Here is a 25,815-nt window from a genome sequence, read left to right as displayed (position 1 = left end):
GCGATAGCGGTACACCAGCCACCATCAATGTTGCCTGACCTGGCCCTATCGCGAGCAGGCTCGCTCCCACAGGGGAATGTGTTCAGCCAGGCCCCGCCTACTCGCCGGCGCTGAGGGTGTTCACAGATAAGCCAGCCACCACCCCCGTGGCGAGGGAGCTTGCTCCCGCTGGGGTGCGCAGCGCCCCCAATGAAGCGGATGGCATTCTTTCTGATACGCCCCGGTGACTGGCTTTGGGGCCGCTGCGCAGCCCAGCGGGAGCAAGCTCCCTCGCCACAACAGCGCTCGAACACCGTCGACTAAAAATCTTACAACTACTTGGGAAATCACCCGCAACAGCGAGCCTTGCCCAAGCCAACCCGCGATGCCTATAGTTCGTCCCGTCGTCCACATGGCGACTCGGGTTTGGCGACTCGATACACTATGGTCAGAAGCCCTGCTTTTCGGCACGGGCTTTTGCACCCGCAGAACTGCTCAATGGCAGTTGTGCGCGGGAGGCCTTCGGGTCTGCCGGCTTCCATGGTGTCGGTTCGCCAACCTGCGTACAGCTGCCACCCATTCGTTTGGCGACGAGTGAGTGGCGGCATCATCGAACCCATGGAGATCTACCGAATGAACCGATACATGCCCCTCACCGGCGTCGACTGCTCCCCCGCCGCCTTGCTCATCGACACCCAAGCCCCCCTCGACGTCCTCCACGAAACCGCCGCCTACCGCATCCGCGCCGTTACCCAATTGTTGGAAAACATCGCCTTTCGCGAAGAACTCAGCTCCGACGCCGTCGTCCTCCACGACTTCGCCCTGCTCCTGGCGATTCCGTTGCGCGATGGCTGCGACGTGCTGGACGTGATCGGCCGCCGCTTGCAGGCACACGCCATGGCCTGACCGCTGCGGCAGTCATCCGACTATCAAGGCGCAAGCCGTTATTTCCTCTCGGTATTGCCTACTGTCAACCTTGACAGTAGGCAGCCACTTATACGGGCTCTAAGCTCAGCCGTGACAACGACAAACAAGGCTCTGGGCAAACCACAGCCCCTGTGCCTTTCTTCATTCGGGCAAGCAGGAAGAATAAAAATGAGCGACCGAATCAAAGGAACCGTGAAGTGGTTTAACGATGCAAAGGGCTATGGCTTCATTACCTGCGGCAAAGGAGGCGAGGAATTGTTCGTTCATTATTCGGCTATCGCCGGCGAGGGTTACAAAACGTTGAAACAGAAGCAAACGGTCTTTTTTGAAATCGAAAAGGGCGACAAAGGCATGCAGGCCACGAGAGTGGCGCCGGAATAAAGCCCCCGTCCATTCAGGGAACGACCCCATGTCGGCGAACCGCAAAACGCTGCTCTGCCATTACCGATACGACCCACTGGATCGCCTGGCCGACTGCACCCCCTCGGCCCAGGCCCGCACCCAGCGCTTCTACCTGAAAGAGCGCCTGACCAGTGAAATCCAAGGCTCGGTACGGCGCTCGATTTTCCAACAGGACGACCAACTCCTGGCGCAACAACAGCGCCAGGACTCCGCCGTTGAAACCACCTTGCTCGCCACCGACCAACAGCGCTCGGTGCTGCACGCGCTCGATGCCACCCGGCCTCATCCCCTCGCCTATACACCCTACGGTCACCGCCCTGCAGAAAGCGGCTTGCTCAGCCTGCTCGGCTTCAACGGCGAACGGCCGGACCCGGTGACCGGGCATTATTTGTTGGGTAATGGGTATCGGGCGTTCAATCCAGTGTTGATGCGCTTTAACAGCCCCGACAGTTTGAGTCCGTTTGGAGGGGGTGGGTTGAATGCCTATGCGTATTGCGTAGGAGATCCAATTAATTGGAGTGATCCAACAGGAAATGTCTCATTTCCTGGATTATTAAAAGCGATAGGCCGAAACCTCAAACTTCGAACATCAACACGGAGTGCCCCGTCCGGTATTGTGGAAGGGCCAATGTCGGACTTCAAAATTATCGACACTCGCATCGTAGCGTTTGAAAGCTCAACCCCCCAACAGCGGCAACTAATAATAGAAGCCTACGGTGCCAAACACAGCGTCTGGTCCAAGTCAACGGCATTAAGTGATGGACGAGAACTAACCCCACAAAACCTCTACGATGCCGCGACCCGCAATGGCGTTAATTTCAATGATTACGACAGTGTTGGCCTGCTTATATGTTATTCAGGAACAGGCGGGGGAGGATCGTTCGCCGGCCGTTTTGCAAAAATAACCGGAAAACCAGTGGACGCGTATCGAGGGGGTGTAGAGGTCTCGCGAGCCCAAAGCCCGCTATCGAAGCTTGTACAAAACGCAACGACTACTGAAGGTGCCGTTCGGTCAGTTTTCGCAGAGTTGGAAGGAAAAAAGCCCAAAATTTATCCCATGCACGCCGCTTCCGCGATCCGTTTCACCCCATAAGCGAAAGCCGTCGAGGTTAGCAGCCATTCGAATAACTCTCGCTGCACATCAAAAACAATGATTTAGCGTTGACGTTGTTATTAATCAAAAGCAATGACATCCCAACATTACATTCACGCACGGTAATAAAAGACAGTTGCCAATAACCAAGGCGTCGAGACTATCCCATGCCAGCAAACCATCAAGTTCTGCTCTGCCGCTACCACTACGACCCACTGGATCGCCTGGCCGATTGCACACCATCAGCCCAGGTCCGCACCCAGCGCTTCTATTTGAAAGAGCGCCTGACCAGCGAAATCCAAGGCTCGGTACAGCGTTCGATATTCCAGCAGGACGACCAACTCCTGGCGCAACAACAACGCCAGGGCGACACCGTCGAAACCACCTTGCTCAGCACCGATCAACAACGCTCGGTGCTGCACGCGCTCGATGCCACGCAGCCTCATCCCCTCGCCTATACGCCCTACGGCCATCGCCCTGCGGAAAACGGCTTACTCAGCCTGCTCGGCTTCAACGGCGAACGGCCGGACCCGGTGACCGGGCATTATTTGTTGGGCGATGGGTATCGGGCGTTCAATCCGGTGTTGATGCGGTTTAACAGCCCGGACAGTTTGAGTCCGTTTGGGGACGGGGGGGTGAATGCTTATACGTACTGTGTTGGAGATCCGGTAAATCGGGTGGATCCGACGGGGCACTTACCGGCATGGGTTAAATCCATTGGGAGGGCACTGGGATTCATACAGCCATCGTCGCGAGTAGCGCGTGCTGATCGGGCCTTTAACCTTGCAGTGCAAGAGACAGCAGGACAAGGCATCTCAGTGCTCCCAACCAACAGAGTTCCCAATAGACCACTTACGCCCCCTCCTTCTCCCATCGCATCAAAGAACCCGGACGATTTAACTGCTGCATGGACAACTAGAGAAACGATAGCAGTACATCACTCGCCCTCAGCCTCCCGTCGCGGCTCGCATTCCTACTACTTAGACGGGGGTGAGACATCGGACATTCCGTTTGCTTCAGGCCCTCCGTCACCCACATCCTCCCCTCGCTCGCGCTCGCCTTCGCAAGGTTCATGGACTATGGCGGATATTGAAAACGACTACGCAGCAAGGAACGCTCGTAGAGCTGTAGTGATGGATGAAAATGATCCACGGCTGCTTGCGATTAGACAACGCCTAGACGGTGTGTCTGACCTGCCACCATCTTACGAAGAAGCGCAGCGTAACATCCGACGACCTTGAAGCAGGCCACAGCGACCTCGATATATCGCTTTTGCGCTGAGCTGAATAAAAAGGGCGACATCACTGTCGCCCTTTCCCCGTCTTGCCCTTTACCACTTACGCCGCACTAAACAACTTATGCGGATCAATCACAAACTTCTTCGGCACACCCGCATCAAACTCGCCGTACCCCTTCGGCGCATCATCCAGGCTGATCACCTGCACGCCAACGATTTCAGCAATGTTGATCCTGTCCCACATGATCGCCTGCATCAGCTGGCGGTTGTACTTCATCACCGGGGTCTGGCCGGTGTGGAAGCTGTGGGATTTAGCCCAGCCCAGGCCGAAGCGAATGCTCAGGCTGCCCATTTTCGCTGCCGCATCGACGGCGCCCGGGTCTTCGGTGACGTAGAGGCCGGGAATGCCGATTTTGCCGGCCACGCGGACTACACCCATCAAGGAGTTGAGCACGGTGGCCGGGGCTTCGTGCTTGACGCCGTCATGGCCGTGGCCGCGGGCTTCGAAGCCTACCGCATCGACGGCGCAGTCGACTTCGGGCTCGCCCAGCAGTGCGGCGATCTGCTCGTGCAACGGGGTGTCGGTGGACAGGTCGGCAATTTCGAAACCCTGGGCCTTGGCGTGGGCCAGGCGAACCGGGTTGACGTCGCCGATGATGACCACGGCCGCGCCCAGCAGGCGAGCGGAAGCGGCGGCGGCCAGGCCAACCGGGCCGGCACCGGCGATGTAGACGGTGCTGCCAGGACCAACGCCGGCGGTGACGGCGCCGTGATAGCCGGTGGGCAGGATATCGGACAGGCAGGTCAGGTCACGGATTTTCTCCATGGCCTTGTCGCGGTCCGGCAGTTTCAGCAGGTTGAAGTCAGCGTACGGCACCAGCACGTATTCGGCCTGGCCGCCGGTCCAGTCGCCCATGTCCACGTAACCGTAGGCACCGCCGGCACGGGCCGGGTTGACGGTCAGGCACACACCGGTGTGTTGCTCCTTGCAGGAACGGCAGCGCCCGCAAGCCACGTTGAATGGCACCGACACCAGGTCACCGATTTTCAGGTTCTCGACGTCGCTGCCCTTCTCGATCACTTCACCGGTGATTTCGTGACCCAGGACCAGGCCGGTCTGGGCAGTGGTACGGCCGCGGACCATGTGCTGGTCGGAGCCGCAGATGTTGGTGGAGACCACGCGCAGGATGACACCGTGCTCAATCTTCCTGCCGCGCGGGTCCTGCATTTTTGGATAGTCGATTTTCTGTACTTCGACCTTGCCGTTGCCGAGATACACGACACCACGATTACCAGACATGCTTTCACCTCGCTGTTGTTTTTGTGGAACTGCGTTGCCAGGCAGGCAGCGCGTTGATTGCTCGGGTTACAGATGCTGTTTTTGCGTTGTTAGTAATGGCCTCTTCGCGAGCAAGCCCGCTCCCACATTCGACTGCATTCCAAAGGTGGAACGCGGTCGAATGTGGGAGCGGGCTTGCTCGCGAAGGCGTCCATCACAGCACCACAGTACGATTGGCGTTCAAGAACACCCGTCTTTCAATGTGATACCCCACCGCCCGCGCCAACGTGAGCCCTTCGATGTCCCGGCCCTTGGCGATCAGGTCTTCGGGATAATGGCTGTGGTCCACCACTTCGACGCCCTGGGCGATGATCGGGCCTTCGTCCAGGTCGTTGTTGATGTAGTGCGCCGTGGCGCCCACCAGCTTCACGCCTTTGTTGTAGGCCTGGTGGTACGGCTTGGCGCCCTTGAAACCCGGCAGCAGCGAGTGGTGGATGTTGATCGCCTTGCCGTCGAGCTTGCGGCACAACTCCGGCGACAGCACCTGCATGTAGCGGGCAAGGATCACCAGCTCGGCGCCGGTGTCTTCGATCACCTGCCACACCTGTCGCTCCTGGGCCGGTTTGTCGTTCGGGTCCAGGGGGAAATGGTAGTAGGGAATCTGGTGCCAGTCGGCCAGCGGCTTGAGGTCGGGGTGGTTGGAGACCACGGCCACCACGTCCATGGACAACTGGCCGATGCGTTGGCGGTAGAGCAAGTCGTTGAGGCAGTGATCGGCCTTGGAGACCATGATCACCACTTTGGGCCGGTAGTTGGGCGGCGTCAGTTCGAAGACCATGCCGAAGGCTTGCGCGCGCTCGGCCAGGCCGGCGCGGAAGTTCTGCTCGTCAAAACCGTCGGGCTGGCGGAACTCCACGCGAATGAAGAAACGCGCCGAGAGCCGGTCGTCGAAGGAGTGGTGCTCGGTGACGTAGCAGCCCTGCTCGAACAGAAAGCGGGTCACCGCGTCCACCGTGCCGAGCACGCTGGGGCAGTCGGCAGTCAAGATCCATGTGTCTGGGGCGCGGCTCATTGCGGTGACTCCTGTTCAAAATTAACGAAGCGACGCAGAACCCCGTGGCGAGGGAGCTTGCTCCCGCTCGGTTGCGCAGCAACCGCCAAAAGCGAGGGCCGCTGCGCAGCCCAGCGGGAGCAAGCTCCCTCGCCACAAAAGCCGTGGTCGGCTTTAGTCCTTATGCCTGCACGCTCAACCCATACTCCGCCGCGGCATCCTGCAACCACAGCCACCAGTAATCCGAGAAGCTGCGGCGGATAACCAGTTCCCAGGTGTCTTCGCCGGTATGGCGGATCACCAGTTGCGACTTGGCGAACACCGTGCCCACGGCCTTGCCCACCGGGAAGTTGCTTGGGTGAACATCGTAGCTGGTGGATTTCATCAGCACGTCGCGCACGTTCGGGCCGGACAGTTCGAGGATCTGCTGGCCGCCGCTGACGTTGACGATCTGGATGTGCAGGTCGCCCAAGGCTTCACGCAGTTTCTGCTCGGCGGCGAATTCTTCGCCGGTGGGCACCACCAGCAGCCATTCATCCGGGCCGAGCCATTGCAGGCTGGTCTCGCCCTTGATGACGACGGCCAGGGCACCTGGCAATTCCAGGCCCAGGGCCTTGTGGACACCGGCGGCGAACGCCGGGTCGTGGCCGTCGCCACGAAGGGTCAAATGGCCCAGGAGTTTTTTCTCGCGCACGGTCACGCCGGCGTTCTTGCGACCCTTGCCCACCAGGCTGGCGAGGTCGGCATGGTGCAGCGACGACTCGGCCTTGGCCCCGGTGGTTGGGCGTTGTTGGTACACGTTGACTGCGGTCATATGGAGCACCTGTCTTGAATTCTGTAGTTCCGGCCTTTGTGGTGGCTGTTCTGCCGTCTTCGCGAGCAAGCCCGCTCCCACATTGGATTGATGCCTGGTTCAAATTCCTTCGGCGACTTCAATCCTGTGGGAGCGGGCTTGCTCGCGAATCAGGCGACTCGGTGAAGCTGCCCACCCACAGGACCAAAGTCCCTTAGATGTTCTGCCGATCCCCCTTCGGATCGAAGAACACCGAAGAAACGATCTCTGCCTCGATCACGCTGCCGTCGGCCAATGGCGCGAACACGCGCTCGCCCATCCGCTTGAGGCCGCCCTTGACCACGCCCATGGCAAATGAATAACCCAGGGAGTTGTGGGCATAGCTGGAGGTCACGTGGCCAACCATGGTCATCGGGATCGCCTGCTTGGTGTTGAACACCAGTTGCGCGCCTTCCGGCAGCCAGACATTCGGATCGATCGGCTTGAGGCCCACCAGTTGCTTGCGGTCTTCACGCACGCAATCTTCGCGATTCATGCCGCGCCAGCCGATCCACGAGAACGGTTTGGTCCGGCCGACGCACCAGCCCATGTTCAGGTCGTCCGGGGTCATCGAGCTGTCCGTGTCCTGGCCGACGATGATGAAGCCCTTCTCGGCCCGCAGCACGTGCATGGTCTCGGTGCCATACGGGGTCAGGTTGTACTGTTTCCCGGCCTCGACGATTTGTTCGAGCACGCCCATGGCGTAGTCGGCTTGCACGTTGATTTCGTACGACAGTTCACCGGTGAACGAGATCCGGAATACCCGCGCCGGCACGCCGCCCACCAGGCCTTCCTTCCAGGTCATGAACGGGAACGCGTCCTTGTCCAGGTCGATGTCGGTGACGTGGCTCAGCAGCTTGCGGCTGTTGGGGCCCGACAGGGTCATGGTCGCCCAGTGGTCGGTGACCGAGGTGAAGTACACCTTCAGGTCCGGCCATTCGGTCTGGTGATAGATCTCCAGCCATTGCAGTACGCGCGCCGCGCCGCCAGTGGTGGTGGTCATCAGGAAATGGTTGTCCGCCAGACAAGCCGTCACGCCATCGTCGAAGACCATGCCGTCTTCCTTGCACATCAGGCCGTAGCGGGCCTTGCCCACGTCGAGCTTGGTCCAGGCGTTGGTGTAGACGCGGTTGAGGAATTCGCGGGCGTCCGGGCCCTGGATGTCGATCTTGCCCAGGGTCGAGGCGTCCAGCAGGCCGACGCTGTCACGCACCGCCTTGCATTCGCGCTTGACCGCGGCATGCATGTCTTCGCCATTCTTCGGGAAGTACCAAGGGCGCTTCCACTGGCCGACGTCTTCGAACTCGGCACCGTTTTTCACATGCCAGGCATGCAGCGCGGTGAAACGCACCGGCTCGAAGATGTGCCCACAGTGCCGGCCCGCCACCGCGCCGAAGGTCACCGGCGTGTAGTTCGGACGGAACATGGTGGTGCCCATCTGCGGGATGCTCACGTTCAGCGAACGGGCCGCGATGGCCAGGCCGTTGACGTTGCCCAGCTTGCCCTGGTCGGTGCCGAAGCCCAGTGCGGTGTAGCGCTTGACGTGTTCCACCGACTCGAAGCCTTCGCGGGTGGCGAGTTCGATGGCGGCGGCCGTGACGTCGTTCTGCAGGTCGACGAATTGCTTCGGCGCCCGGGCAGTGGATTTTTCGTGAGGCACCTGGAACAGCGCCAGGGTCGGTTCTTCGTGACGGCTCAGGGCTTTGGGCAGCACGCCCTCCACCGCCTTGAAGCCGGCTTCGCTGGCCGCGCGCACGCCGCCTTCAAAACCGTCGGCCAAGCTATCGCCGAGGCTGTAGACGCCGTTCACACCGCCGACGCAGACACGCTTTTGCGGCGCTTCGCCCGGTACGAAACCGAGGATGTCTTCACGCCAGATCGGCTTGCCGCCCAGGTGCGACGCCAGGTGGACCACCGGGCTGTAGCCGCCGGAGCTGGCCACCAGGTCGCAGTCCAGCCATTCGCCGGGGCTGGTGACTTTGTGGGCGCGAACGTCGATCGCGGCGACACGTGCCCCGCTGACGCGCTTGCTGCCACGGGCCTCGATCACGGCGCTGCCGGTGAGGATACGAATGCCCTTGGCGCGGGCTTCTTCCACCAGCGCACCCCGTGGGTTGCTGCGGGCGTCGGCCACGGCGATCACTTGCAGGCCGGCGTCGAACCAGTCCAGGGCCACGCGATAGGCGTGGTCGTTGTTGGTGCTCAGCACCAGTTTCTTGCCCGGCGCCACGCCGTAGCGGCGGATGTAGGTAGAAACCGCGCCAGCCAGCATGTTGCCCGGCACGTCGTTGTTGCCGTAGACCAGCGGACGCTCGCAGGCGCCGGTCGCCAGCACCACGCGCTTGGCACGAACGCGGTTGATGCGCTGGCGAACCTGGCCGATCGGTGCGCGGTCGCCGAGGTGGTCGGTGAGGCGCTCGTGGATGGTCAGGAAGTTATGGTCGTGGTAGCCATTCACGGTGGCGCGAGGCAGCAACACCACTTCGGGCATCGAGCGCAGTTCAGCCACCGCAGCCGCGACCCATTCGGTCGCCGGCTTGCCGTCCAGGCTCTCGCGGGAGTCGAGCAGGCTGCCGCCGAACTCTTCCTGCTCATCGGCCAGGATCACGCGGGCACCGCTGCGGCCGGCAGCCAACGCGGCAGCCAGGCCGGACGGGCCAGCGCCAACGATCAGCACGTCGCAGTGACGGTTCATGTAGTCGTAGGTGTCCGGATCGTTCTCGGTCGGCGAGCGACCCAGGCCCGCGGCCTTGCGGATGTACTTCTCGTAAGTCATCCAGAACGATTGCGGGTACATGAAGGTTTTGTAGTAGAAGCCCGGCGGCATCAGCTTGCCGCCGACCTTGCCGAGAATCCCCATCATGTCGTTGTTCACGTTCGGCCAGCCGTTGGTGCTGGTGGCAACCAGGCCCTGGTACAGCGCCTGTTGCGTGGCGCGCACGTTCGGAATCTGCGTGGCTTCGGTGGCGCCGATCTGCAGCACGGCGTTCGGCTCTTCGGCACCGGCGGCGTAAATGCCGCGCGGACGCGAATATTTGAAACTGCGGCCGATGATGTCGACACCGTTGGCCAGCAGCGCGGCGGCCAGGGAATCGCCCTCGAAGCCTTTGTAGGTCTGGCCGTTGAAGGTGAAGCTCAGCACTTTGTTGCGGTCGATCCGTCCGCCGTTGGACAGGCGATTGATCTGGCTCATACCTTCTCTCCCAGAGCCTGTGCAGCCGCTTTCGGACTGTCAGCCTTGTCGGTGAACTGCGGCTTTTGGCCAATCTTGTAGGTTTCGAGAATCTCGTAGGTCACGGTGTCACGGGTCGCGTTGAAATACTGGCGGCAACCGGCGACGTGGTCCCACAGTTCATGGTGCAACCCGCGTGGGTTGTCACGGAAGAACATGTAGTCGCCCCACTCCTCGTCGGTGCAGGCGTTCGGATCCAGGGGGCGCGGGATATGCGCCTGGCCGGATGCATGGAATTCCTCTTCGGAGCGCAGTTCGCCGCAGTGAGGACAGAAGATATGCAACATGGGGATTTCTCCTGTTAGTGGGCAACCGCAGCAGCGCCGTGTTCATCGATCAACGCACCGTTGTGGAAACGGTCGATGGAGAAAGGGGCGGCCAATGGGTGCATTTCGCCCTTGGCCAGACTCGCGGCAAACATGTTGCCCGAGCCAGGTGTCGCCTTGAAGCCGCCGGTGCCCCAACCGCAGTTGAAGAACATGTTCGGCACCGGGGTCTTGGAGATGATCGGGCAGGCGTCCGGGGTGGTGTCGACGATGCCGCCCCACTGACGGTTCATGCGCACGCGGGACAACACCGGGAACATCTCGACGATGGCCTGGACCGTGTGTTCGATCACCGGGTACGAGCCACGCTGGCCGTAGCCGTTGTAGCCGTCGATACCGGCGCCGATCACCAGGTCGCCCTTGTCGGACTGGCTGATGTAGCCGTGCACGGCGTTGGACATGATCACGCTGTCGATGATGGGCTTGATCGGCTCCGACACCAGCGCTTGCAGCGGGTGGGATTCGATCGGCAGGCGGAAGCCGGCGAGCTTGGCCATGTGCCCGGAGTTACCGGCAGTGACCACGCCGACGCGCTTGGCGCCAATGAAGCCCTTGTTGGTTTCCACGCCGATGCACACGCCGTTTTCCTTGCGGAAACCGATCACTTCGGTCTGCTGGATCAGGTCCACGCCCAACGCGTCCGCCGCCCGGGCAAAGCCCCAGGCCACGGCATCGTGACGGGCCACGCCGCCGCGACGCTGGACGGTGGCGCCCATCACCGGGTAGCGGGTGTTCTTCGAGCAATCCAGGTACGGGATCTCGTCGGCCACTTGCTTGGCGTTGAGCAGCTCGCCGTCCACGCCGTTGAGGCGGTTGGCACTGACACGACGCTCGGAATCACGGATGTCCTGCAGGGTGTGGCACAGGTTGTAGACGCCACGCTGGGAGAACATCACGTTGTAGTTCAGGTCCTGGGACAGGCCTTCCCAGAGTTTCATCGCGTGTTCGTACAGGTGGGCCGATTCGTCCCACAGGTAGTTGGAGCGCACGATGGTGGTGTTGCGCGCGGTGTTACCGCCGCCCAACCAGCCCTTCTCGACCACGGCCACGTTGGTGATGCCGTGTTCCTTGGCCAGGTAGTAGGCGGTCGCCAGGCCATGTCCGCCGCCGCCGACGATGACCACGTCGTAGACCTTTTTCGGGGTCGGCGTGCGCCACATGCGCTGCCAGTTTTCATGATGGCTGAGTGAGTGTTTGAAGAGGCCGAAGCCCGAATAGCGTTGCATAGTCATTTACTCCAAAACCGACTCAGCGATAAACCGGGAAGTCCGCGCACAGGGCCGCCACTTGCTGCGCGACATTGGCCTCGACATCGGCATCGCCGAGGTTGTCGAGGATGTCGCAAATCCAGCCGGCCAGCGTGACGCACTGGGTAACCTTGAAGCCACGGGTGGTCACCGCTGGGGTGCCGATGCGCAGGCCCGAAGTCACGAACGGCGATTGCGGGTCGTTCGGCACGGCGTTCTTGTTGACGGTGATGTGGGCGCGGCCCAGTGCGGCATCGGCGTCCTTGCCGGTCAGGCCCTGACGGATCAGGCTGACCAGGAACAGGTGGTTATCGGTACCACCGGACACTACATCGTAGCCGCGCTTGATGAACACGCCAGCCATGGCCTGGGCGTTATCGATCACTTGCTGCTGGTAAGCCTTGAAGCCAGGCTCCGCCGCTTCCTTGAAGCACACCGCCTTGCCAGCGATCACGTGCATCAGCGGGCCGCCCTGGGCGCCGGGGAATACCGCGGCGTTGAGCTTTTTCTCGATTTCTTCGTTGGCCTTGGCCAGGATCAGGCCGCCACGTGGACCGCGCAGGGTCTTGTGGGTGGTGGTGGTGACCACGTCGGCGTACGGCAGTGGGTTCGGATACAGGCCAGCGGCAACCAGGCCAGCGACGTGGGCCATGTCGACGAACAACAGGGCACCGACCTTGTCGGCGATCTGGCGGAAACGTGGGAAATCCAGGGTCTTGGAGTAGGCGGAGAAGCCGGCAACGATCATCTTCGGCTTGTGCTCGACCGCCAGGCGCTCGACTTCGTCGTAGTCGATCAGGCCGGTGGTGGTGTCGATGCCGTATTGCACCGCGTTATAAAGCTTGCCCGAGGACGACACCTTGGCGCCGTGGGTCAAGTGACCGCCGTGGGCCAGGCTCATGCCCAGGATCGTGTCGCCGGCTTGCAGCAGGGCCAGGTACACGGCGCTGTTGGCCGACGAACCGGAGTGCGGCTGGACGTTGGCGTAATCGGCACCAAACAACTGCTTGGCGCGCTCGATGGCCAGGGCTTCGACTTTGTCGACGTGTTCGCAACCACCGTAGTAGCGCTTGCCCGGATAGCCTTCGGCGTACTTGTTGGTCAGGCCGCTGCCCTGGGCCTCCATCACGCGCTTGCTGGTGTAGTTCTCTGACGCGATCAGTTCGATGTGATCTTCCTGGCGTTGCTCTTCGGCGTTCATCGCCGCCAGCAGTGCATCATCGTAGCCTTGGATTTGGTCTTGCTTGCTGAACATCGCGTCTCTCCCAGCGGCGGCGGTGCGCCTTTCGTCTCGGTGAGGCACGGACCGTTTCGGTCGTGCCCTTTGGATGCGATGGTATGGCTGGCGCAGGCATGTCAAATGCCTATGGACGCCACGCAAAGGTGCGTTTACGACATGTGCTCAAAAGGAATGGAACACTCCCCCCGTGGCGAGGGAGCTTGCTCCCGCTGGAGGGCGAGCCCTCCCAGAAAGGCCCACGCAGATCTACCTGATAAACCCAGGTGTTTGGTCTTGGGGCTACTTCGTAGCCCAGCGGGAGCAAGCTCCCTCGCCACAATGGGTTATGCGACGATCTGGCGAACCGCGAGCAGAACCAAAAAATGTGCGGGGTACAGCGCATAAGCCCAGCGCCGCATCGGCAATGGATGAAAACGACCCGCGTGTCGCAAAAGCACCAGCCCCAACCCTGGCGCGATCAGGCAAGCTACCAGGCCCCAGATCGCCACGGTCTCCCCCAGCCACGCCGCGCCATATAACACCCGCCATTGATTGGCTGCCAGGCACACCAACCCCGGCAATAGCGCGAAATACCAGGGCCGGCGAAACACCAGCAACATCACCAGCGGCAGCAATACACCAAAGAAACCGAACATCAGCCGCGACGAAAACAGCGCCGCCAGCAGCAATGCCGTCGCGGCCAGGCAGCGCGCTTCCAAGGTGGGCGTCTGCCAACAGCGCACCACCAATAACCCAAGCACCAACGTAGGCATGACATTCAAGGTGGCGGGGTCGGGAATGAACAAGCGATAAGGAATTTCGCTGACAGCACTGAACAGCAACAGCCAACCCAGGTAACGCCATCGCGCATTGTCGGCCCCACTGCGCGCAAGATTGGCCGCCATCGCCAGGCAGAACCACGGGAACGCCAACCGTCCAGGCACGTAGAGCCAATCGGCGGAAAAACCGACATATCGCAGGTGATCGAGCACCATCGACAACAATGCCAGCCATTTGAGCAGGTCCAAGGCACCGTCGCGCCGATTCATGTGTGCGTCGGCCCTGGGGCGTTGTGATTTTCTGACAGAAACATCACTTATGTTCCCTCGCTAATCTTGGGTAAAGTGCGCACCAACATAGACCACGACGTTGCGGACTCAAGCACGTCGAACCAAGGAACCCCCACCCGGGAATTCCGCCAGGGATCTCTTACCCAGGACTCTCTATTCAAGGAGCAAGGCCATGACCGACAAGAGCCAACAATTCGCCAGCGACAACTATTCCGGCATTTGCCCCGAAGCCTGGGCGTTCATGGAAAAAGCCAACCAGGGCCACCAGCGCGCCTATGGCGACGACGAATGGACCCACCGCGCGGCGGATGATTTCCGGGCCTTGTTCGAAACCGACTGCGAAGTTTTCTTTGCGTTCAACGGCACCGCGGCCAACTCTTTGGCACTGTCGTCACTGTGCCAGAGTTACCACAGCGTGATCTGCTCGGAAACCGCCCACGTCGAAACCGATGAATGTGGCGCCCCGGAGTTCTTCTCCAACGGTTCAAAACTGCTGGTGGCTCGCACCGAAAACGGCAAGCTGACCCCCGAGTCGATCCGCGAGATCGCGCTCAAGCGCCAGGACATTCACTATCCCAAGCCCCGAGTCGTGACCCTGACCCAAGCCACGGAAGTCGGCAGTGTCTACACGCCGGATGAAATCCGCGCCATCAGCGTCACCTGCAAGGAACTGGGGTTGAACCTGCACATGGACGGCGCACGGTTTTCCAATGCCTGCGCTTTCCTCGGCTGTACTCCAGCCGACCTGACCTGGAAGGCCGGCGTGGACGTGTTGTGCTTCGGCGGGACGAAAAACGGCATGGCGGTCGGTGAAGCGATCCTGTTCTTCAACCACGACCTGGCCGAAGACTTCGACTACCGCTGCAAACAGGCCGGGCAGCTGGCGTCGAAAATGCGCTTCCTCTCCGCCCCCTGGGTCGGCCTGCTGCAAAACGACGCCTGGCTCAAGCACGCCCGCCACGCCAACCGCTGCGCGCAATTGCTGGCAGAACTGGTCAGCGACATTCCCGGCGTGGAACTGATGTTCCCGGTCCAGGCCAACGGCGTGTTCCTGCAACTCTCGGAGCCGGCCATCGCCGCACTGACGGCCAAGGGCTGGCGCTTCTACACCTTCATCGGCAAGGGCGGCGCACGCTTCATGTGCTCGTGGGATACCGAGGAAGCGCGGGTGCGGGAATTGGCGGCGGATATTCGGGAAGTGATGAGCGCCTGAAGCAACGACCGATATCTTCGGTTTTTTGGGCTCTGGGGCTTTTAAGCTTTTGTGGCGAGGGAGCTTGCTCCCGCTGGGCTGCGCAGCAGCCCCCATGCGGTGTATCAGGTAGCTCGTGTTTACCAGATGACGACTGCTGCGCAGCCGAGCGGGAGCAAGCTCCCTCGCCACAGATAAACCCCTCCCAGTAAAAGTAAATCCCTCCAGGTACAGAGGGATTTACACCTGCCTGAGCGAGCAAATCAGAAATCGATCCGCACATCCCCCTTCGGCACGCTGCAGCACGACAGGATGTAACCCTCGGCCTCATCGTCCTCGGTAATCCCACCGTTGTGCTCCATCTCCACTTCCCCGCCCAGCTTCAGCACCTTGCAGGTGCCGCAGATGCCCATGCCGCAGGCCTTGGGGATCATCATGCCGAGCTTGGCGGCGGCGGCGTGGACGGTTTCTCCCGGCCCCACGCGAATGCTCTTGCCAGTAGAGGTGAACTCCACCAGGTGCAGGTCCGCCGCATCGACTTCCGGAGCATCGGCTGCCTGTTCGGCCTGTTCCACGGCGTCGGCACGGGCTTCCGGTGGCGTGGCGCCGAAGGATTCCTCGTGGTAACGCTTCATGTCGTAGCCGGCCGCTTCCAGCAGGCGCTTGACCGCGGTCATGTACGGGGTCGGCCCGCAACAGAACACCTCGCGCTCGAGAAAGTCGGGCACCATCAATTCCAGCATCTTGTGGTTCAGGTAACCGCGATACCCGGCCCAGGGCTCGCCCAGACCATGCCTTTCACAGATCAGGTGCAAGCTGAAGTTGTCGATCCGCGACGCCATGTGTTCCAGCTCGCGGTGGTAGATGATGTCCTTGGGCGAGCGGGCGCTGTGGATAAAGGTCATGTCGACATTGGCGTTGGTGTCGTAGAACCAGCGGGCCATGGACATGCACGGCGTGATTCCCACGCCACCGCTCAGGTAAAGCACTTTCGGGCTCGGGAAATCGATGGCGTTGAACAACCCCACCGGCCCGTGCACCGCCAGCTCCTGGCCTTCGTGCAGGGTGTCGTGCAACCAATTGGAGACCTTGCCCCCCGGCACGCGCTTGATGGTCACCGAGAAACTGTAGGGCACCGACGGCGAGCTGGAGATGGTGTAGGAGCGCATGATCGGCTGGCCTTCGATTTCCAGCTCCAGGGTGACGAACTGCCCGGGCTTGAAAAAGAACATGATCGGCTGGTCGGCCATGAAGCAGAAGGTGCGCACATCCCAGGTTTCCTGGATGACTTTGACGCAACGTACGATATGTCGGCCATTGGCCCAGGTCTGGGTAGTGACCGGGTTCAGGAAGTTATTGGACATGCTGATCTCCACGGCCGACTGTCGGCCTTCATGAGGGCGATTGTGCGCAGGCGCCTGGGTGACCATTTACCTATCTGCGACATTCACATACTTATCGCGACCAGCCCCCAACGACCGGGGCTAGCGCGTCGGGAACAGATTGGGCCATGTCGCCCATGGATAAGGTTGCGCCCCTGCGCGGCCCCACACTCGCCCCAACAGATAAACAAAGTTTTCTGCCTTGCGTAGCACAACCGATTAGTCATTTTTCGCCGGCCACAAAGATGGCCATGAGGATAAAACGATGGACGTCACCACTACCCTGAGCCTGGGCGATCCGCTGGAACCCGCACGCAAGGCCACCGCGCAAATGCTGCAGGAGCGCGAGCGTACCTTTTCGCTGCCGCAACCGTTCTACAGTGATGAGCGCCTGTTTGATATCGACATGCAGGAAATCTTCCAGAAAGAATGGTTGATCGCCGGCATGACTTGCGAGATCCCGGCCAAGGGCAACTACCTGACCCTGCAAGTCGGCAAGAACCCGATCATCGTGATTCGCGGCGCCGACGGTGTGGTGCACGCCTTCCATAACGTCTGCCGCCACCGCGGTTCGCGGCTGTGCACCAGCGAAAAAGGCAAAGTCGCCAAACTGGTCTGCCACTACCACCAGTGGACCTACGAGCTGGACGGTCGCCTGCTGTTCGCCGGCACCGAGATGGGCGCCGACTTCGACATGAAGCAGTACGGCCTCAAGCCGGTGAATGTGAAGACCGCTGGCGGCTACATTTTCATCAGCCTGGCCGAGAACCCGCCGGCCATCGATGACTTCCTGTCGACCCTGAACCATTACATGGAACCCTACGACATGGAAAACACCAAGGTGGCGGTGCAAACCACCTTGATGGAAAAAGCCAACTGGAAGCTGGTGCTGGAGAACAACCGCGAGTGCTACCACTGCAACGCCTCGCACCCCGAATTGCTCAAGACCCTGCTGGAATGGGACGACGTCACCGACCCACGGGCCGACCAGGCCTTCAAGGACCACGTGGCCGCTTCCGCCGCCGCCTGGGACGCCGAGAAGATTCCTTACGCCCACGCCAGCTTCGGCCTGCGCAACCGCATCGTGCGCATGCCGTTGCTCAAGGGCACCGTGTCGATGACCATGGACGGCAAGCAAGGCTGCGCCAAGCTGATGGGCCGCATCAAGAACCCGGACCTGGGCTCGATGCGTATCCTGCACCTGCCGCATTCGTGGAACCACTGCATGGGCGACCACATCATCGTGTTCACCGTGTGGCCGATCAGCGCCCAGGAAACCATGGTCACCACCAAGTGGCTGGTGCACAAGGACGCGGTCGAAGGCGTGGACTACGACGTGGCGCGCATGCGCGAAGTCTGGGACGCCACCAACGACCAGGACCGTCGCCTGGCCGAGGAAAACCAGCGCGGCATCAACTCCACCGCCTACCAGCCAGGCCCGTACTCCAAGACCTATGAGTTTGGCGTGGTGAACTTCGTGGACTGGTACAGCGAGCGCCTGCTCAACAACCTGGGCGCTGAACCGGCGCCGTACCTCAAAGGTGTTCCAGTCCAGGGCTAAAAACTAAAAGCTTCGCGAGCAAGCCCGCTCCCACAGTTGACCGAGTTTCTTCAGAAGGAATGAGATCGAATGTGGGAGCGGGCTTGCTCGCGAAGGCGGTCTAACAGCCGACGACTAATGTGAAGACCACCGCACACTGCCATCCTCCCCATAAAACGTCTCGACAATCTCCTCCCCCCTCAACTGCACCTTCACATACCCATTCAACACCCGCTCCGGATACGCCTCGTCCCCCGCCAACTGCGTTTCCGACCACAACACCCGCGCATGCCCATTCAACTCGCTGGTGGTGCCATAGGGAATCGCTCCATGCCCGGCACAGCGCGCATGCAACCCGCCTTGCGCCGCATAGCAAATACCATTGTGCAAATGCCCCCAATACCAATAATCCGGCTCACGCCCCAGGGCATCGCACACCGGTTGGTAGAGCGCAGTCTTGTTATGCCCGGAAATATCGAAGCCCTGGTGATGGCTGAGCACCATCAGCTTCTTGCGCTTGGGCAGGGTTTTCATCCACTCGATCTGCTGGGTGTTGAGGGTGCCATCCATGTACAGGTTCATCGCGTCCGAGGCGTACGCGCTGTCCAGGCCGACCACCAGCCAGTCATCGTTGTACAAGGCGAAATAGCTGGTGCCCTGCTGCACCGGGAAACGCGCCGCCAGCTCCTTGAAGTAACCATGGGCGCCGCTGTACATCTCATGGTTGGAGTTGAGGGTGAACGAGCCGTGCTTGCCCTGGGGCCAACCGGCCATGTCGACGTCTTCCTGGGAATGGGTGCCGGCGTAATACACATCGCCCAGGTGGATGGTGAAATCGGCCAGGGCCAATTGCATCTGGTTGGCCACCGCCACCGCCGGGGCGTGACTGTCGAACGGCCCGGTGCCCCAGTCGCCGGCAATGGCGAGCACAACGTCGTTGTCCATCTTCACCAGCGCCGGGGTAGTGGCGAACGGCGCGTGGTGGCGCAGGTTTTCGATCCATTTGAGCAGCGCCTCGCTCCACAGCAGATCCAACAGTTCCCATTTGCGACAGCCCAGTAACGTGCCGTCCTTGAGCACGCGGGTCGGCAACTCGTCTTCGCTTTGCGGCAGCGGCGTGGCGTTGCCGATCTTCAGGATCGACAAGCCGTGAGCCAGTTCCCAGGGCACGGCCGGTTCGTCGTCCGGCAAATCCCCGTGGTCGATGACGTGCCGGGCCTGGTCGTGGCCTCGCTGCAGCAACTTGACGATGGCCTGGAACTCCTCGGGCTCCAGGTCGTTGACGAGTTTCTTCCAGGACATCTCCAGCCGAGTAACCAACCCGTGCAGGCGGACCTTGACCTTGTCGAACTCATGTTCCCAATGGTGCAGTAATGACATGTGAACGCTCCTTCGTTTTGCCCTGGGCTACAGGGTTTTCATGAATTCGATCAGGGCCCGTTTGTCGACGTCCGACAACTGCGTGCCGTACAGATGGCCGCCGTTGTGATTGCCTTCCAGGCGGGTGTCGTATTTGAAATCCGCCGACGCATTCATCTGCGCGCCGCTGGTGACGAAGCCGACCTTCTGCGGGTCGTAAATGTCGGAGCCGGTGTAGAACACCTGCGGACGCTGCTCCGGCGCTTGCAGCAGATCCCACAGGGTTGGCACCGAACCGTTATGCAGGTACGGCGCCCGCAACCAGATGCCGTCGGTCGGCGTATTGCTGTAGCTCTGCGTCTTGCGGTAGGCGCCAAAGTCGAACGGCGGTTTCTTGAAGCCGTGGAACGCCGACACCAGGCCGGTGGTGAAGGAATTCAGGCGATGGGGGTCGGTGCCCAACTGGTCGATATTGGTGTTGACCTGGCCGGTGTCGCTGCGGCCGAAATCATGGCAGCTGGCGCAGTTTCTCTCCCAGATCGGTTTGCCTTGGGCGACTTTCGCCTGGTCCAGGGCGAACGGCCAGGCCGGCGCCTTGTGGCCCAGCAGCCAGTTCGTGACGCGATTGAAACTCGGCGGCAGCACCGATTGCGGCGTCGCGCCCACGGCCATGGCCGCTGCATAGTTGCGTTCGTGGATCTTGTTGTTATTGCCGTCCCAATGCAGGTACATGGACTCGCGGGGTTTCTGGTTCCACACCTGCGGCAGGTCCACGGTGCCGATGGTGGAATCATCCGGGAAGCCGAACACCACCATTTTGGTCGGGTTGAAGGTGTCGGTCCGCCCTGGCCCCTGGGCTGGACGCAGCTTCTGCCAGGCGTAGGCCTGTTTCTGCTTGAGCAACGCGCTCTTGGCCATCGGGATGATCAGGTAGCGGTTGTACAGTTTCTCGAAGAAGCCCAGCTGGAACTTGCCATTGATCGCCGTCATCACCGCATCAGGGGTGAATTTCGGGTCGCTGGCGCATTCGTAGGCGAACCATTGGAAGGCCTGAAGTTGCAGGGTATTGGCCGGCGCGGCGGCGACCGGCACCGCGACGTCACTGGCATTGGCCCGGTAGGAACCGGTGTGGCACAGGGCGCAGTTCGGCTCCACGGTGGGGTAACCGAGCTGCCGCTTGGCCATGCCGATGGGCAGGTCGTTGCCGTTTTCATAGAGAAAACCGAATACCTCGTAGCCACCCGGCTTGGGCAGTTTTTCCGGGCACATCTGCGGCAGCACGGCGAACAGGTAGTAGGGAATCCGCGCCTCGATGCCCAGGCCGATGGCGGCGTATTTGTAATGGTCTTCGTCGGAGGCGAAGTCCGGCTGTGGCACCTCCCGGATCATCTGGTACCAGGTCTGGTAGCCGATGAACCCCAACAGCAACACCACCACCAACGTGCCGACCTTGAACCCGTGGCTCTGCCAGCGCAGCGCCCAGCCGGCGCGCCACTCCCGCCAACCGGCGCAAAGCAAGGCCAGCGGACGATTGGCCACTGGGCTGCCCAGGTACAGCAGCACGCCCAGGATCAGGAACATGCTCAGGTCGCCCATCAGCATCGGCACGAACAGCTGGCCCTGGTTGTTGGTGTTGATCAGGTAAATCCAGAACACCACCGCCACCAGCCGCGACAGCACGCACAACCATGAGTGCACGACGAAATGCGGCGCGTTGAACCCCGAGGGCATGTAGAACAGGCTGATCCCCACCAGCAACATGCCGGCGTTTTCCAGCCAGGGATCGGACAGTACGGGGGGCAGGCCGATCATGGACGTCAGCAACGCCGGCGCGAACAGCGCCGGGATCGCGAAGAACATGTTCATGACAATCCCGACCCAAATGATGCGTTGGAACCAGCGGACGTAAGTGTTCATGGCATCCTTTTCCTTATTCTTGACTCACCACAAAACCCATGTGGCGAGGGAGCTTGCTCCCGCTGGGCCGCGTAGCGGCCCCCAAGACTTCAAAAGCGACGACTGCTTCGCAGCCGAGCGGGAGCAAGCTCCCTCGCCACGGAGGGCAGTCAGCTAGCCGAGCGCCGTCTTCTCCAGGTGCTCAAGAATGATCGGATACACATCCACCACCGCGTCCTTGCCGAACATGCAGTCGATATGACCGTAACCCTTCACTTCATGGCGGCTGAACAAATGCGGGCCGTGCATCTCGCACAACCGCTCGTAGGTCTTGAGGGTGCTTTGCGGCAGGTAGCACTGGTTGTCGGCGCCGCTGATAAAGCAGATCGGCAACTTCAACCGATCGAAATGCGGCATGTAGACGTCGTTGCCCTTGAAGTCCACCAGGTGCCCCTTGCGCACGATCAGCGCCAGGTGCTCGAAGGTCTGGATGTTCGACTCGCCGAACAGCTCATGCAGGTTGTCGTGCAGGGTTTCGTTGAGGGTGTCGTGGCGGTACAGCGACGCATACATGAACGTGATGCGATGGCAGACCGGGTTGGTGCAATAGCCCTGGGCCTCGATCCGGGCATAGCCGTTGAGGGCCTTGTCGTAGAGTTTGTTGAACCAGCTTTCCTTGGTGTCGGCGTAGGCCGTCATGGACTTGATGCCGATGGCATCGAGCATTCCCGGCAAATGCAAACCGGCCTTCAGACCGGTGGCGGTGGCGACCACCGTGTCGGCGGCGATCTGCGAGCAGACCACCGAGCGCACCCCTTGCAGCCCCGCCAGCATCGACATGAAGAAGGTCGTCGCGCCGTAGCAATGCACCACGCATTGCACGTCACGGGCCAGCGTCGCTTGCTGGATCTGCTCGATGGCCGCCTTGAAATCGTACTGGGCCACTTGGTCGCCGTTCCATTCGTGCTTGCTGGCCGGCAGCAGGATGCTCACCCGTAGATCCAGCAGCCAGACGTCGTACTCGTGCTTGCACAGATACTCCAGCAGGTTGGTGTGGATGGTGTCGGTGGAAAAGATGTTCGAGCCCACCCCCAGGCCATGGACCAACATCACCGGGCCTTTTTTGCCGGCCTGATAGCGGGTCAGGCGCAGCTCGACGTTGTCTTCGGTCGGGAAGAAATGCACCACCGGCGCCGGTGCATCCAATGGCCGTTTCAACCGGGGCGGCGCGTCCGGGTTGAAGTAGACGTCGCCTGCGAAGACGCCTCCGTAGCTCTCCCACAGGATCCCGGCGAAGAACTTGCCGAACCGCGCCAGCGCCTCCACGCGCTCACGTTCATTGCGGGCGTTGAGCACTTTCATGGTGGTCATCTGCTTGGCGAAGTCGGCCGGCAGGATGTGCATCACGCCGCAGCCGAGCACCGCGCCGGTCTTGTCCGGTCCGCGATACAGCGTGACGTACAAGGTGCTGGTGTCAGGCCAGATGTTCAGCACGCCGTTGTCCTCGGGCACGGTCTTGAAGGCGCTGAAGTAATAGTCGCTGCCGTCTTCGGCGGTCAGCTTCATGTCGTAGTTCATGTGCCGCACGCCGACCTGTCCCTGGTACTGCTCGAACAGATTGAACACCCCGTTACTGGCGACCAATGGCTTGGGCGACAGCAGCGGCGCATCGAGGGTGCCCACCAGGGTCGCGGCGTGTTCCGGCTCCTTGATCAAGCGATTGAGGTCGGCGGCGGTAATGGTCAGGGTAAATTCGATGGGCGAGTTGTCGGCCTTGCCACGCTTGGCCGCCGCTTCGTACAGGCTCAGATCGGTGCCCTGGGCCTGGGTGAAGGCTGTGGAAAAGTAGCCCTTCATGGTTTCGGTGAACTGCACGCCGAGGGTCGGCGCCGCCACCGCTTTGCGCGGGGCCGAGGGCAGCGTGTAGTCGATGATCCAGCCACGGTCGGCCGCCAGCAGCCCCATGTTGCGTTCGCTCACCGCCGAAATGGTCAGCAGCGGATTGACCGCCAGGGAGGTGGGTATCACTGCGCCGTCGGTCACGTACAGGCCCGGGTAGACCTCGGTGCCGCTGGCGCCACTGAACACCTGGCCCTTGTGGTTGACCACGCCTTGCGTCGCGTCCTCGCCCATCACGCAACCGCCCAGGGGATGGACCGAGACGATGCTGTGCTTGAGCAGCTTGGTCCAGATCGGGTTCTCGACCCAGATTCCGCCCAGGGCCTTGGTGCTCTGGTGCAGGCGCTCGTTGCCGAGGGTGACGTTTTCCTGTTCGCCGACGCCAGGCCAGTCGATGCGCAACTGATCCTTGTTGTCGAGCAACATGCGCCCCTTGACGTTGTCATGACTCATGATCAAGTAGGTCTGCATGTTGTGCAGCGCGCCGTAATACGGCCCGCGCAGAAAGCTCTCGGCCTCCCGGCCCTTGTACTTGAGGCTGGCGCCGAAACCGGTGTCGGTGGGCACGCCGATCATCTCGGCAAACGCCGCCATGCTCGGCACCATGGCCCGGCCGAGGGCACCGGGAATCGAACCTTCCTCGATGACCATGCGGCTGCGCCAGTCGCCTTCGGTGCGCATGTCGATGATCGAGGTGATGCACGGCCCCACCGGTTCCAGTTCCTTGGCCGAATGGGCGCCGAAGCCGATGCCGTTGATCACTTGGTCGCAGTTGTGGCCGAACCCGAGGATGTCGCCGTTGCCGCTCATGTGCTCGCCCAACTGGCTGGACATGGCCAAGCCCTTGTCCCGCGAGCGCAGCATGATTTCGGTGGAGCCCAGAGTGCCGGCGGAGACCACGACGACATCGGCCCGCACGAACAACGTGGGCGCCGAGAACAGCTCGCGGCCGCTGTCCAGGTACTGAAAATGCACGATCCAGCCGTCACCGTCGCGCTCCAAGTGCCGCACCTCGGCCTGGCAGAAAATCTCCGTGCCGTGGTTCCAGGCATCCGGCAGGTAGTTCATCAGTGTGGTGTTCTTGGCCTTGTTGTTACAGCCCGAGACGCAGTCGCCACAGCCGTTGCAGGGCAACTGTTCAACGCCGACGTGGTTGAGGTTGTTGGGCAGCTTGTCGAAGGTCACGTTGATGGGGGGTGTGTAGAAGTGCGCGCCTTGCTTGAGGTAATCGGCTGATTTCTTGTGGGCGTCGAGCTTGGGCAGGTTCGGTGCCGACGCCGGGTAGGGATTGGGCTTGAGCATCTCCCGAGCCCGAGCGTAGCCGTCCTTGAGCAACGTGTCCTGGTGGTCCCGTACCGCCTGCGGCCAACGCGGGTCCTCGAACACGCCAGGCTCGGGCTCCAACGCGACGTTGGCATTGATCAGCGACGTGCCGCCCAGCCCACAACCGACCACCACGTTCTGCTGGGCGTTGACGTGCAGGTCGAACAGGCCGGTGCGCGAGCCGATGTGACCGTCGGGGTCATGGACCTGCAGTTCCTCGGTAGCCGCGAGCAGGGTGTTGGGGTATTCGCCAGGCTGGATTTCCCGGCCACGCTCCAGCAGGCACACCTTGCGTCCGGCCCGGGACAGGCGCGAGGCAGCAATGCCGCCACCGTAGCCGGAACCGATGACGACCACGTCATAGTGCTCCTGGATATCACTGATGGGGGTTGAGATCCGTGTCATGTTCAAGTCCTCTCAGGCAGAAGGGGCAACTCTGCGGTTGCCTGCAAATCCACAGGCGCACGAACGCCTGGCCACTGTCCCGTGCAGGGTCCAGCGGCAGTCAACGGTGTTACAGGGGGAAAATCGGGTACTCGCTATAGACGCGCACGCTGATTGGTGGCGCGACGATGAATGCGCTTGTGCAACGAAGTGGGCGATGCCGGGACGCAGGTCTGTGGGGGGAGCGGGTGTGAGCGGGGAACCTTGCTATCCATCATGTGTTCTCCCTGAACCTGATGTGGATAAAGTCGCGATGTCCTTGTGCCATGGAAGTGAAGACAGGCGACAGGCTTGCGTCAAGGCAGTTCCTTAGAACTGTATGAAATTTGATCTATAGCGATATGCGCTATGCCAGCCGTGGCTTGCAGCGTTTGGCGAACAAGTTATCCACATGGCCACCCACAGCAAATGGGGACAAGTGGGATAGGTCGGGAATTTTTTCACCCGCAAAGTGAATAAAAACCGTGACTTATGGAAAACGACGGTTTGCCGAGCCTATCGGTTGTTTTTTGACCAATGCTCTGTAAGCCTTGTAATTCCTGGGCTGTAGAGGTGAGCGAACACCTTATCCACAGAAGCGCCAACAGTGTTTGGGGGTAAATTTGACGATTCTGTGGAAAACCCTTTGGACGGCACGTAAATCGGGGTTTTCCCAAGATTTTCTTGATAAAAAAGAGTGTTTGATCACTTTATGATCAACTCACTGAACAGCCCGGTCCGTCTGGCTTGCAGCGTAGAGCGAACATCTTATCCACAGAAGCGCCAACAGAGATTGGGGGCAAGTTTCGGCTGGAAGGGATCGTTATTCACAAACAAAAGCCAATAAAAACCGTGGGTTAGGTTGGCTGTTTTTTGACCGCAGGCCTGGAGCGCCTGGTTTGCATGG

Annotated in this window: 17 protein-coding genes and 1 pseudogene; 6 read left to right on the top strand and 12 right to left on the bottom strand. The window is 61.0% G+C overall.

Features of this window, described 5'->3' with window-relative positions; translation table 11 throughout:
- Positions 1-612: 612 nt before the first annotated feature.
- From J3P88_RS02785 to J3P88_RS02770, 4 genes and pseudogenes are all read left to right on the top strand, one after another.
- Positions 613-885 carry a hypothetical protein gene (locus J3P88_RS02785; RefSeq protein ID WP_053182600.1) on the top strand — a complete coding sequence of 91 codons (273 nt, stop codon included), beginning with the start codon at positions 613-615 and terminating at the stop codon, positions 883-885.
- Between the two features lie 189 nt (positions 886-1,074).
- A complete protein-coding gene (locus J3P88_RS02780; RefSeq protein ID WP_434573886.1) occupies positions 1,075-1,287 on the top strand; it encodes a cold-shock protein in 213 nt (70 codons plus the stop codon).
- 28 nt (positions 1,288-1,315) lie between these two features.
- On the top strand, positions 1,316-2,401 hold the full coding sequence (locus tag J3P88_RS02775) for an RHS repeat-associated core domain-containing protein (protein ID WP_434573884.1): 1,086 nt from the start codon (positions 1,316-1,318) through the stop codon (positions 2,399-2,401).
- A 167-nt stretch (positions 2,402-2,568) separates the two neighbouring features.
- Positions 2,569-3,102 (top strand): annotated as a pseudogene (locus J3P88_RS02770) (RHS repeat-associated core domain-containing protein); the annotation flags it as partial.
- Between the two features lie 636 nt (positions 3,103-3,738).
- On the opposite strand, the gene fdhA reads toward J3P88_RS02770, so the two are convergent.
- The 8 genes from fdhA to J3P88_RS02730 form a co-directional block, all read right to left on the bottom strand.
- Complete coding sequence (fdhA, locus tag J3P88_RS02765) at positions 3,739-4,938, bottom strand: formaldehyde dehydrogenase, glutathione-independent (protein ID WP_122566627.1); 1,200 nt, start codon at positions 4,936-4,938, stop codon at positions 3,739-3,741.
- Between the two features lie 193 nt (positions 4,939-5,131).
- Positions 5,132-5,989: a formyltetrahydrofolate deformylase gene (gene purU / locus J3P88_RS02760; RefSeq protein ID WP_039590651.1), complete on the bottom strand. Its 858-nt coding sequence runs from the start codon at positions 5,987-5,989 to the stop codon at positions 5,132-5,134.
- Positions 5,990-6,149: 160 nt separating this feature from the next.
- On the bottom strand, positions 6,150-6,782 hold the full coding sequence (locus J3P88_RS02755; RefSeq protein ID WP_186707147.1) for a sarcosine oxidase subunit gamma: 633 nt from the start codon (positions 6,780-6,782) through the stop codon (positions 6,150-6,152).
- Positions 6,783-6,975: 193 nt separating this feature from the next.
- The gene (locus J3P88_RS02750; RefSeq protein ID WP_434573881.1) at positions 6,976-9,993 is read right to left on the bottom strand and encodes a sarcosine oxidase subunit alpha; all 3,018 of its coding nucleotides are present in this window, start codon (positions 9,991-9,993) and stop codon (positions 6,976-6,978) included.
- Positions 9,990-10,319, bottom strand: a complete 330-nt coding sequence (locus J3P88_RS02745) for a sarcosine oxidase subunit delta (protein ID WP_186707145.1) — start codon at positions 10,317-10,319, stop codon at positions 9,990-9,992. The genes J3P88_RS02750 and J3P88_RS02745 overlap by 4 nt, the downstream gene beginning before the upstream one ends.
- A gap of 14 nt (positions 10,320-10,333) precedes the next feature.
- Positions 10,334-11,584, bottom strand: a complete 1,251-nt coding sequence (locus J3P88_RS02740) for a sarcosine oxidase subunit beta (protein WP_434573879.1) — start codon at positions 11,582-11,584, stop codon at positions 10,334-10,336.
- A gap of 22 nt (positions 11,585-11,606) precedes the next feature.
- Positions 11,607-12,860 carry a serine hydroxymethyltransferase gene (gene glyA, locus J3P88_RS02735; protein WP_003206308.1) on the bottom strand — a complete coding sequence of 418 codons (1,254 nt, stop codon included), beginning with the start codon at positions 12,858-12,860 and terminating at the stop codon, positions 11,607-11,609.
- Between the two features lie 308 nt (positions 12,861-13,168).
- On the bottom strand, positions 13,169-13,873 hold the full coding sequence (locus tag J3P88_RS02730; protein WP_434573876.1) for a TraX family protein: 705 nt from the start codon (positions 13,871-13,873) through the stop codon (positions 13,169-13,171).
- Between the two features lie 193 nt (positions 13,874-14,066).
- Between J3P88_RS02730 and J3P88_RS02725 the strand changes: the two genes are divergently transcribed.
- A complete protein-coding gene (locus J3P88_RS02725; RefSeq protein WP_250962164.1) occupies positions 14,067-15,107 on the top strand; it encodes a low specificity L-threonine aldolase in 1,041 nt (346 codons plus the stop codon).
- A 242-nt stretch (positions 15,108-15,349) separates the two neighbouring features.
- Here the strand turns inward: J3P88_RS02725 and gbcB are convergent, their stop codons facing one another.
- Positions 15,350-16,450 (bottom strand): glycine-betaine demethylase subunit GbcB, encoded by a 1,101-nt coding sequence (gene gbcB, locus J3P88_RS02720; protein ID WP_186707142.1) that lies wholly within the window; start codon positions 16,448-16,450, stop codon positions 15,350-15,352.
- A 283-nt stretch (positions 16,451-16,733) separates the two neighbouring features.
- Between gbcB and gbcA the strand changes: the two genes are divergently transcribed.
- Complete coding sequence (gbcA, locus tag J3P88_RS02715) at positions 16,734-18,029, top strand: glycine-betaine demethylase subunit GbcA (protein ID WP_434573874.1); 1,296 nt, start codon at positions 16,734-16,736, stop codon at positions 18,027-18,029.
- Between the two features lie 114 nt (positions 18,030-18,143).
- Here the strand turns inward: gbcA and J3P88_RS02710 are convergent, their stop codons facing one another.
- The 3 genes from J3P88_RS02710 to J3P88_RS02700 all read right to left on the bottom strand — a co-directional run bounded on the left by J3P88_RS02710 (position 18,144) and on the right by J3P88_RS02700 (position 24,890).
- Positions 18,144-19,388, bottom strand: a complete 1,245-nt coding sequence (locus J3P88_RS02710; RefSeq protein WP_434573872.1) for a metallophosphoesterase — start codon at positions 19,386-19,388, stop codon at positions 18,144-18,146.
- A 27-nt stretch (positions 19,389-19,415) separates the two neighbouring features.
- Positions 19,416-21,284 carry a hypothetical protein gene (locus tag J3P88_RS02705; RefSeq protein WP_434573870.1) on the bottom strand — a complete coding sequence of 623 codons (1,869 nt, stop codon included), beginning with the start codon at positions 21,282-21,284 and terminating at the stop codon, positions 19,416-19,418.
- Between the two features lie 153 nt (positions 21,285-21,437).
- Positions 21,438-24,890 carry a GMC oxidoreductase gene (locus J3P88_RS02700; protein WP_434573868.1) on the bottom strand — a complete coding sequence of 1,151 codons (3,453 nt, stop codon included), beginning with the start codon at positions 24,888-24,890 and terminating at the stop codon, positions 21,438-21,440.
- Between the last annotated feature and the right edge of the window lie 925 nt (positions 24,891-25,815).

The organism is Pseudomonas sp. Z3-6, assembly GCF_051131985.1.
Taxonomy (GTDB): Bacteria; Pseudomonadota; Gammaproteobacteria; order Pseudomonadales; family Pseudomonadaceae; genus Aquipseudomonas; species Aquipseudomonas zanjanensis.
Note: the sequence above shows the minus strand (reverse complement) of the source record. Positions and strands in the feature narration are given on the sequence as shown.

Coding starts and splice junctions, on each gene's coding strand:
- J3P88_RS02785 (WP_053182600.1), top strand. CDS start 613: ATGAACCGATACATGCCCCTCACCGGCGTCGACTGCTCCCCCGCCGCC.
- J3P88_RS02780 (WP_434573886.1), top strand. CDS start 1,075: ATGAGCGACCGAATCAAAGGAACCGTGAAGTGGTTTAACGATGCAAAG.
- J3P88_RS02775 (WP_434573884.1), top strand. CDS start 1,316: ATGTCGGCGAACCGCAAAACGCTGCTCTGCCATTACCGATACGACCCA.
- fdhA (WP_122566627.1), bottom strand. CDS start 4,938: ATGTCTGGTAATCGTGGTGTCGTGTATCTCGGCAACGGCAAGGTCGAA.
- purU (WP_039590651.1), bottom strand. CDS start 5,989: ATGAGCCGCGCCCCAGACACATGGATCTTGACTGCCGACTGCCCCAGC.
- J3P88_RS02755 (WP_186707147.1), bottom strand. CDS start 6,782: ATGACCGCAGTCAACGTGTACCAACAACGCCCAACCACCGGGGCCAAG.
- J3P88_RS02750 (WP_434573881.1), bottom strand. CDS start 9,993: ATGAGCCAGATCAATCGCCTGTCCAACGGCGGACGGATCGACCGCAAC.
- J3P88_RS02745 (WP_186707145.1), bottom strand. CDS start 10,319: ATGTTGCATATCTTCTGTCCTCACTGCGGCGAACTGCGCTCCGAAGAG.
- J3P88_RS02740 (WP_434573879.1), bottom strand. CDS start 11,584: ATGCAACGCTATTCGGGCTTCGGCCTCTTCAAACACTCACTCAGCCAT.
- glyA (WP_003206308.1), bottom strand. CDS start 12,860: ATGTTCAGCAAGCAAGACCAAATCCAAGGCTACGATGATGCACTGCTG.
- J3P88_RS02730 (WP_434573876.1), bottom strand. CDS start 13,873: ATGAATCGGCGCGACGGTGCCTTGGACCTGCTCAAATGGCTGGCATTG.
- J3P88_RS02725 (WP_250962164.1), top strand. CDS start 14,067: ATGACCGACAAGAGCCAACAATTCGCCAGCGACAACTATTCCGGCATT.
- gbcB (WP_186707142.1), bottom strand. CDS start 16,450: ATGTCCAATAACTTCCTGAACCCGGTCACTACCCAGACCTGGGCCAAT.
- gbcA (WP_434573874.1), top strand. CDS start 16,734: ATGGACGTCACCACTACCCTGAGCCTGGGCGATCCGCTGGAACCCGCA.
- J3P88_RS02710 (WP_434573872.1), bottom strand. CDS start 19,388: ATGTCATTACTGCACCATTGGGAACATGAGTTCGACAAGGTCAAGGTC.
- J3P88_RS02705 (WP_434573870.1), bottom strand. CDS start 21,284: ATGAACACTTACGTCCGCTGGTTCCAACGCATCATTTGGGTCGGGATT.
- J3P88_RS02700 (WP_434573868.1), bottom strand. CDS start 24,890: ATGACACGGATCTCAACCCCCATCAGTGATATCCAGGAGCACTATGAC.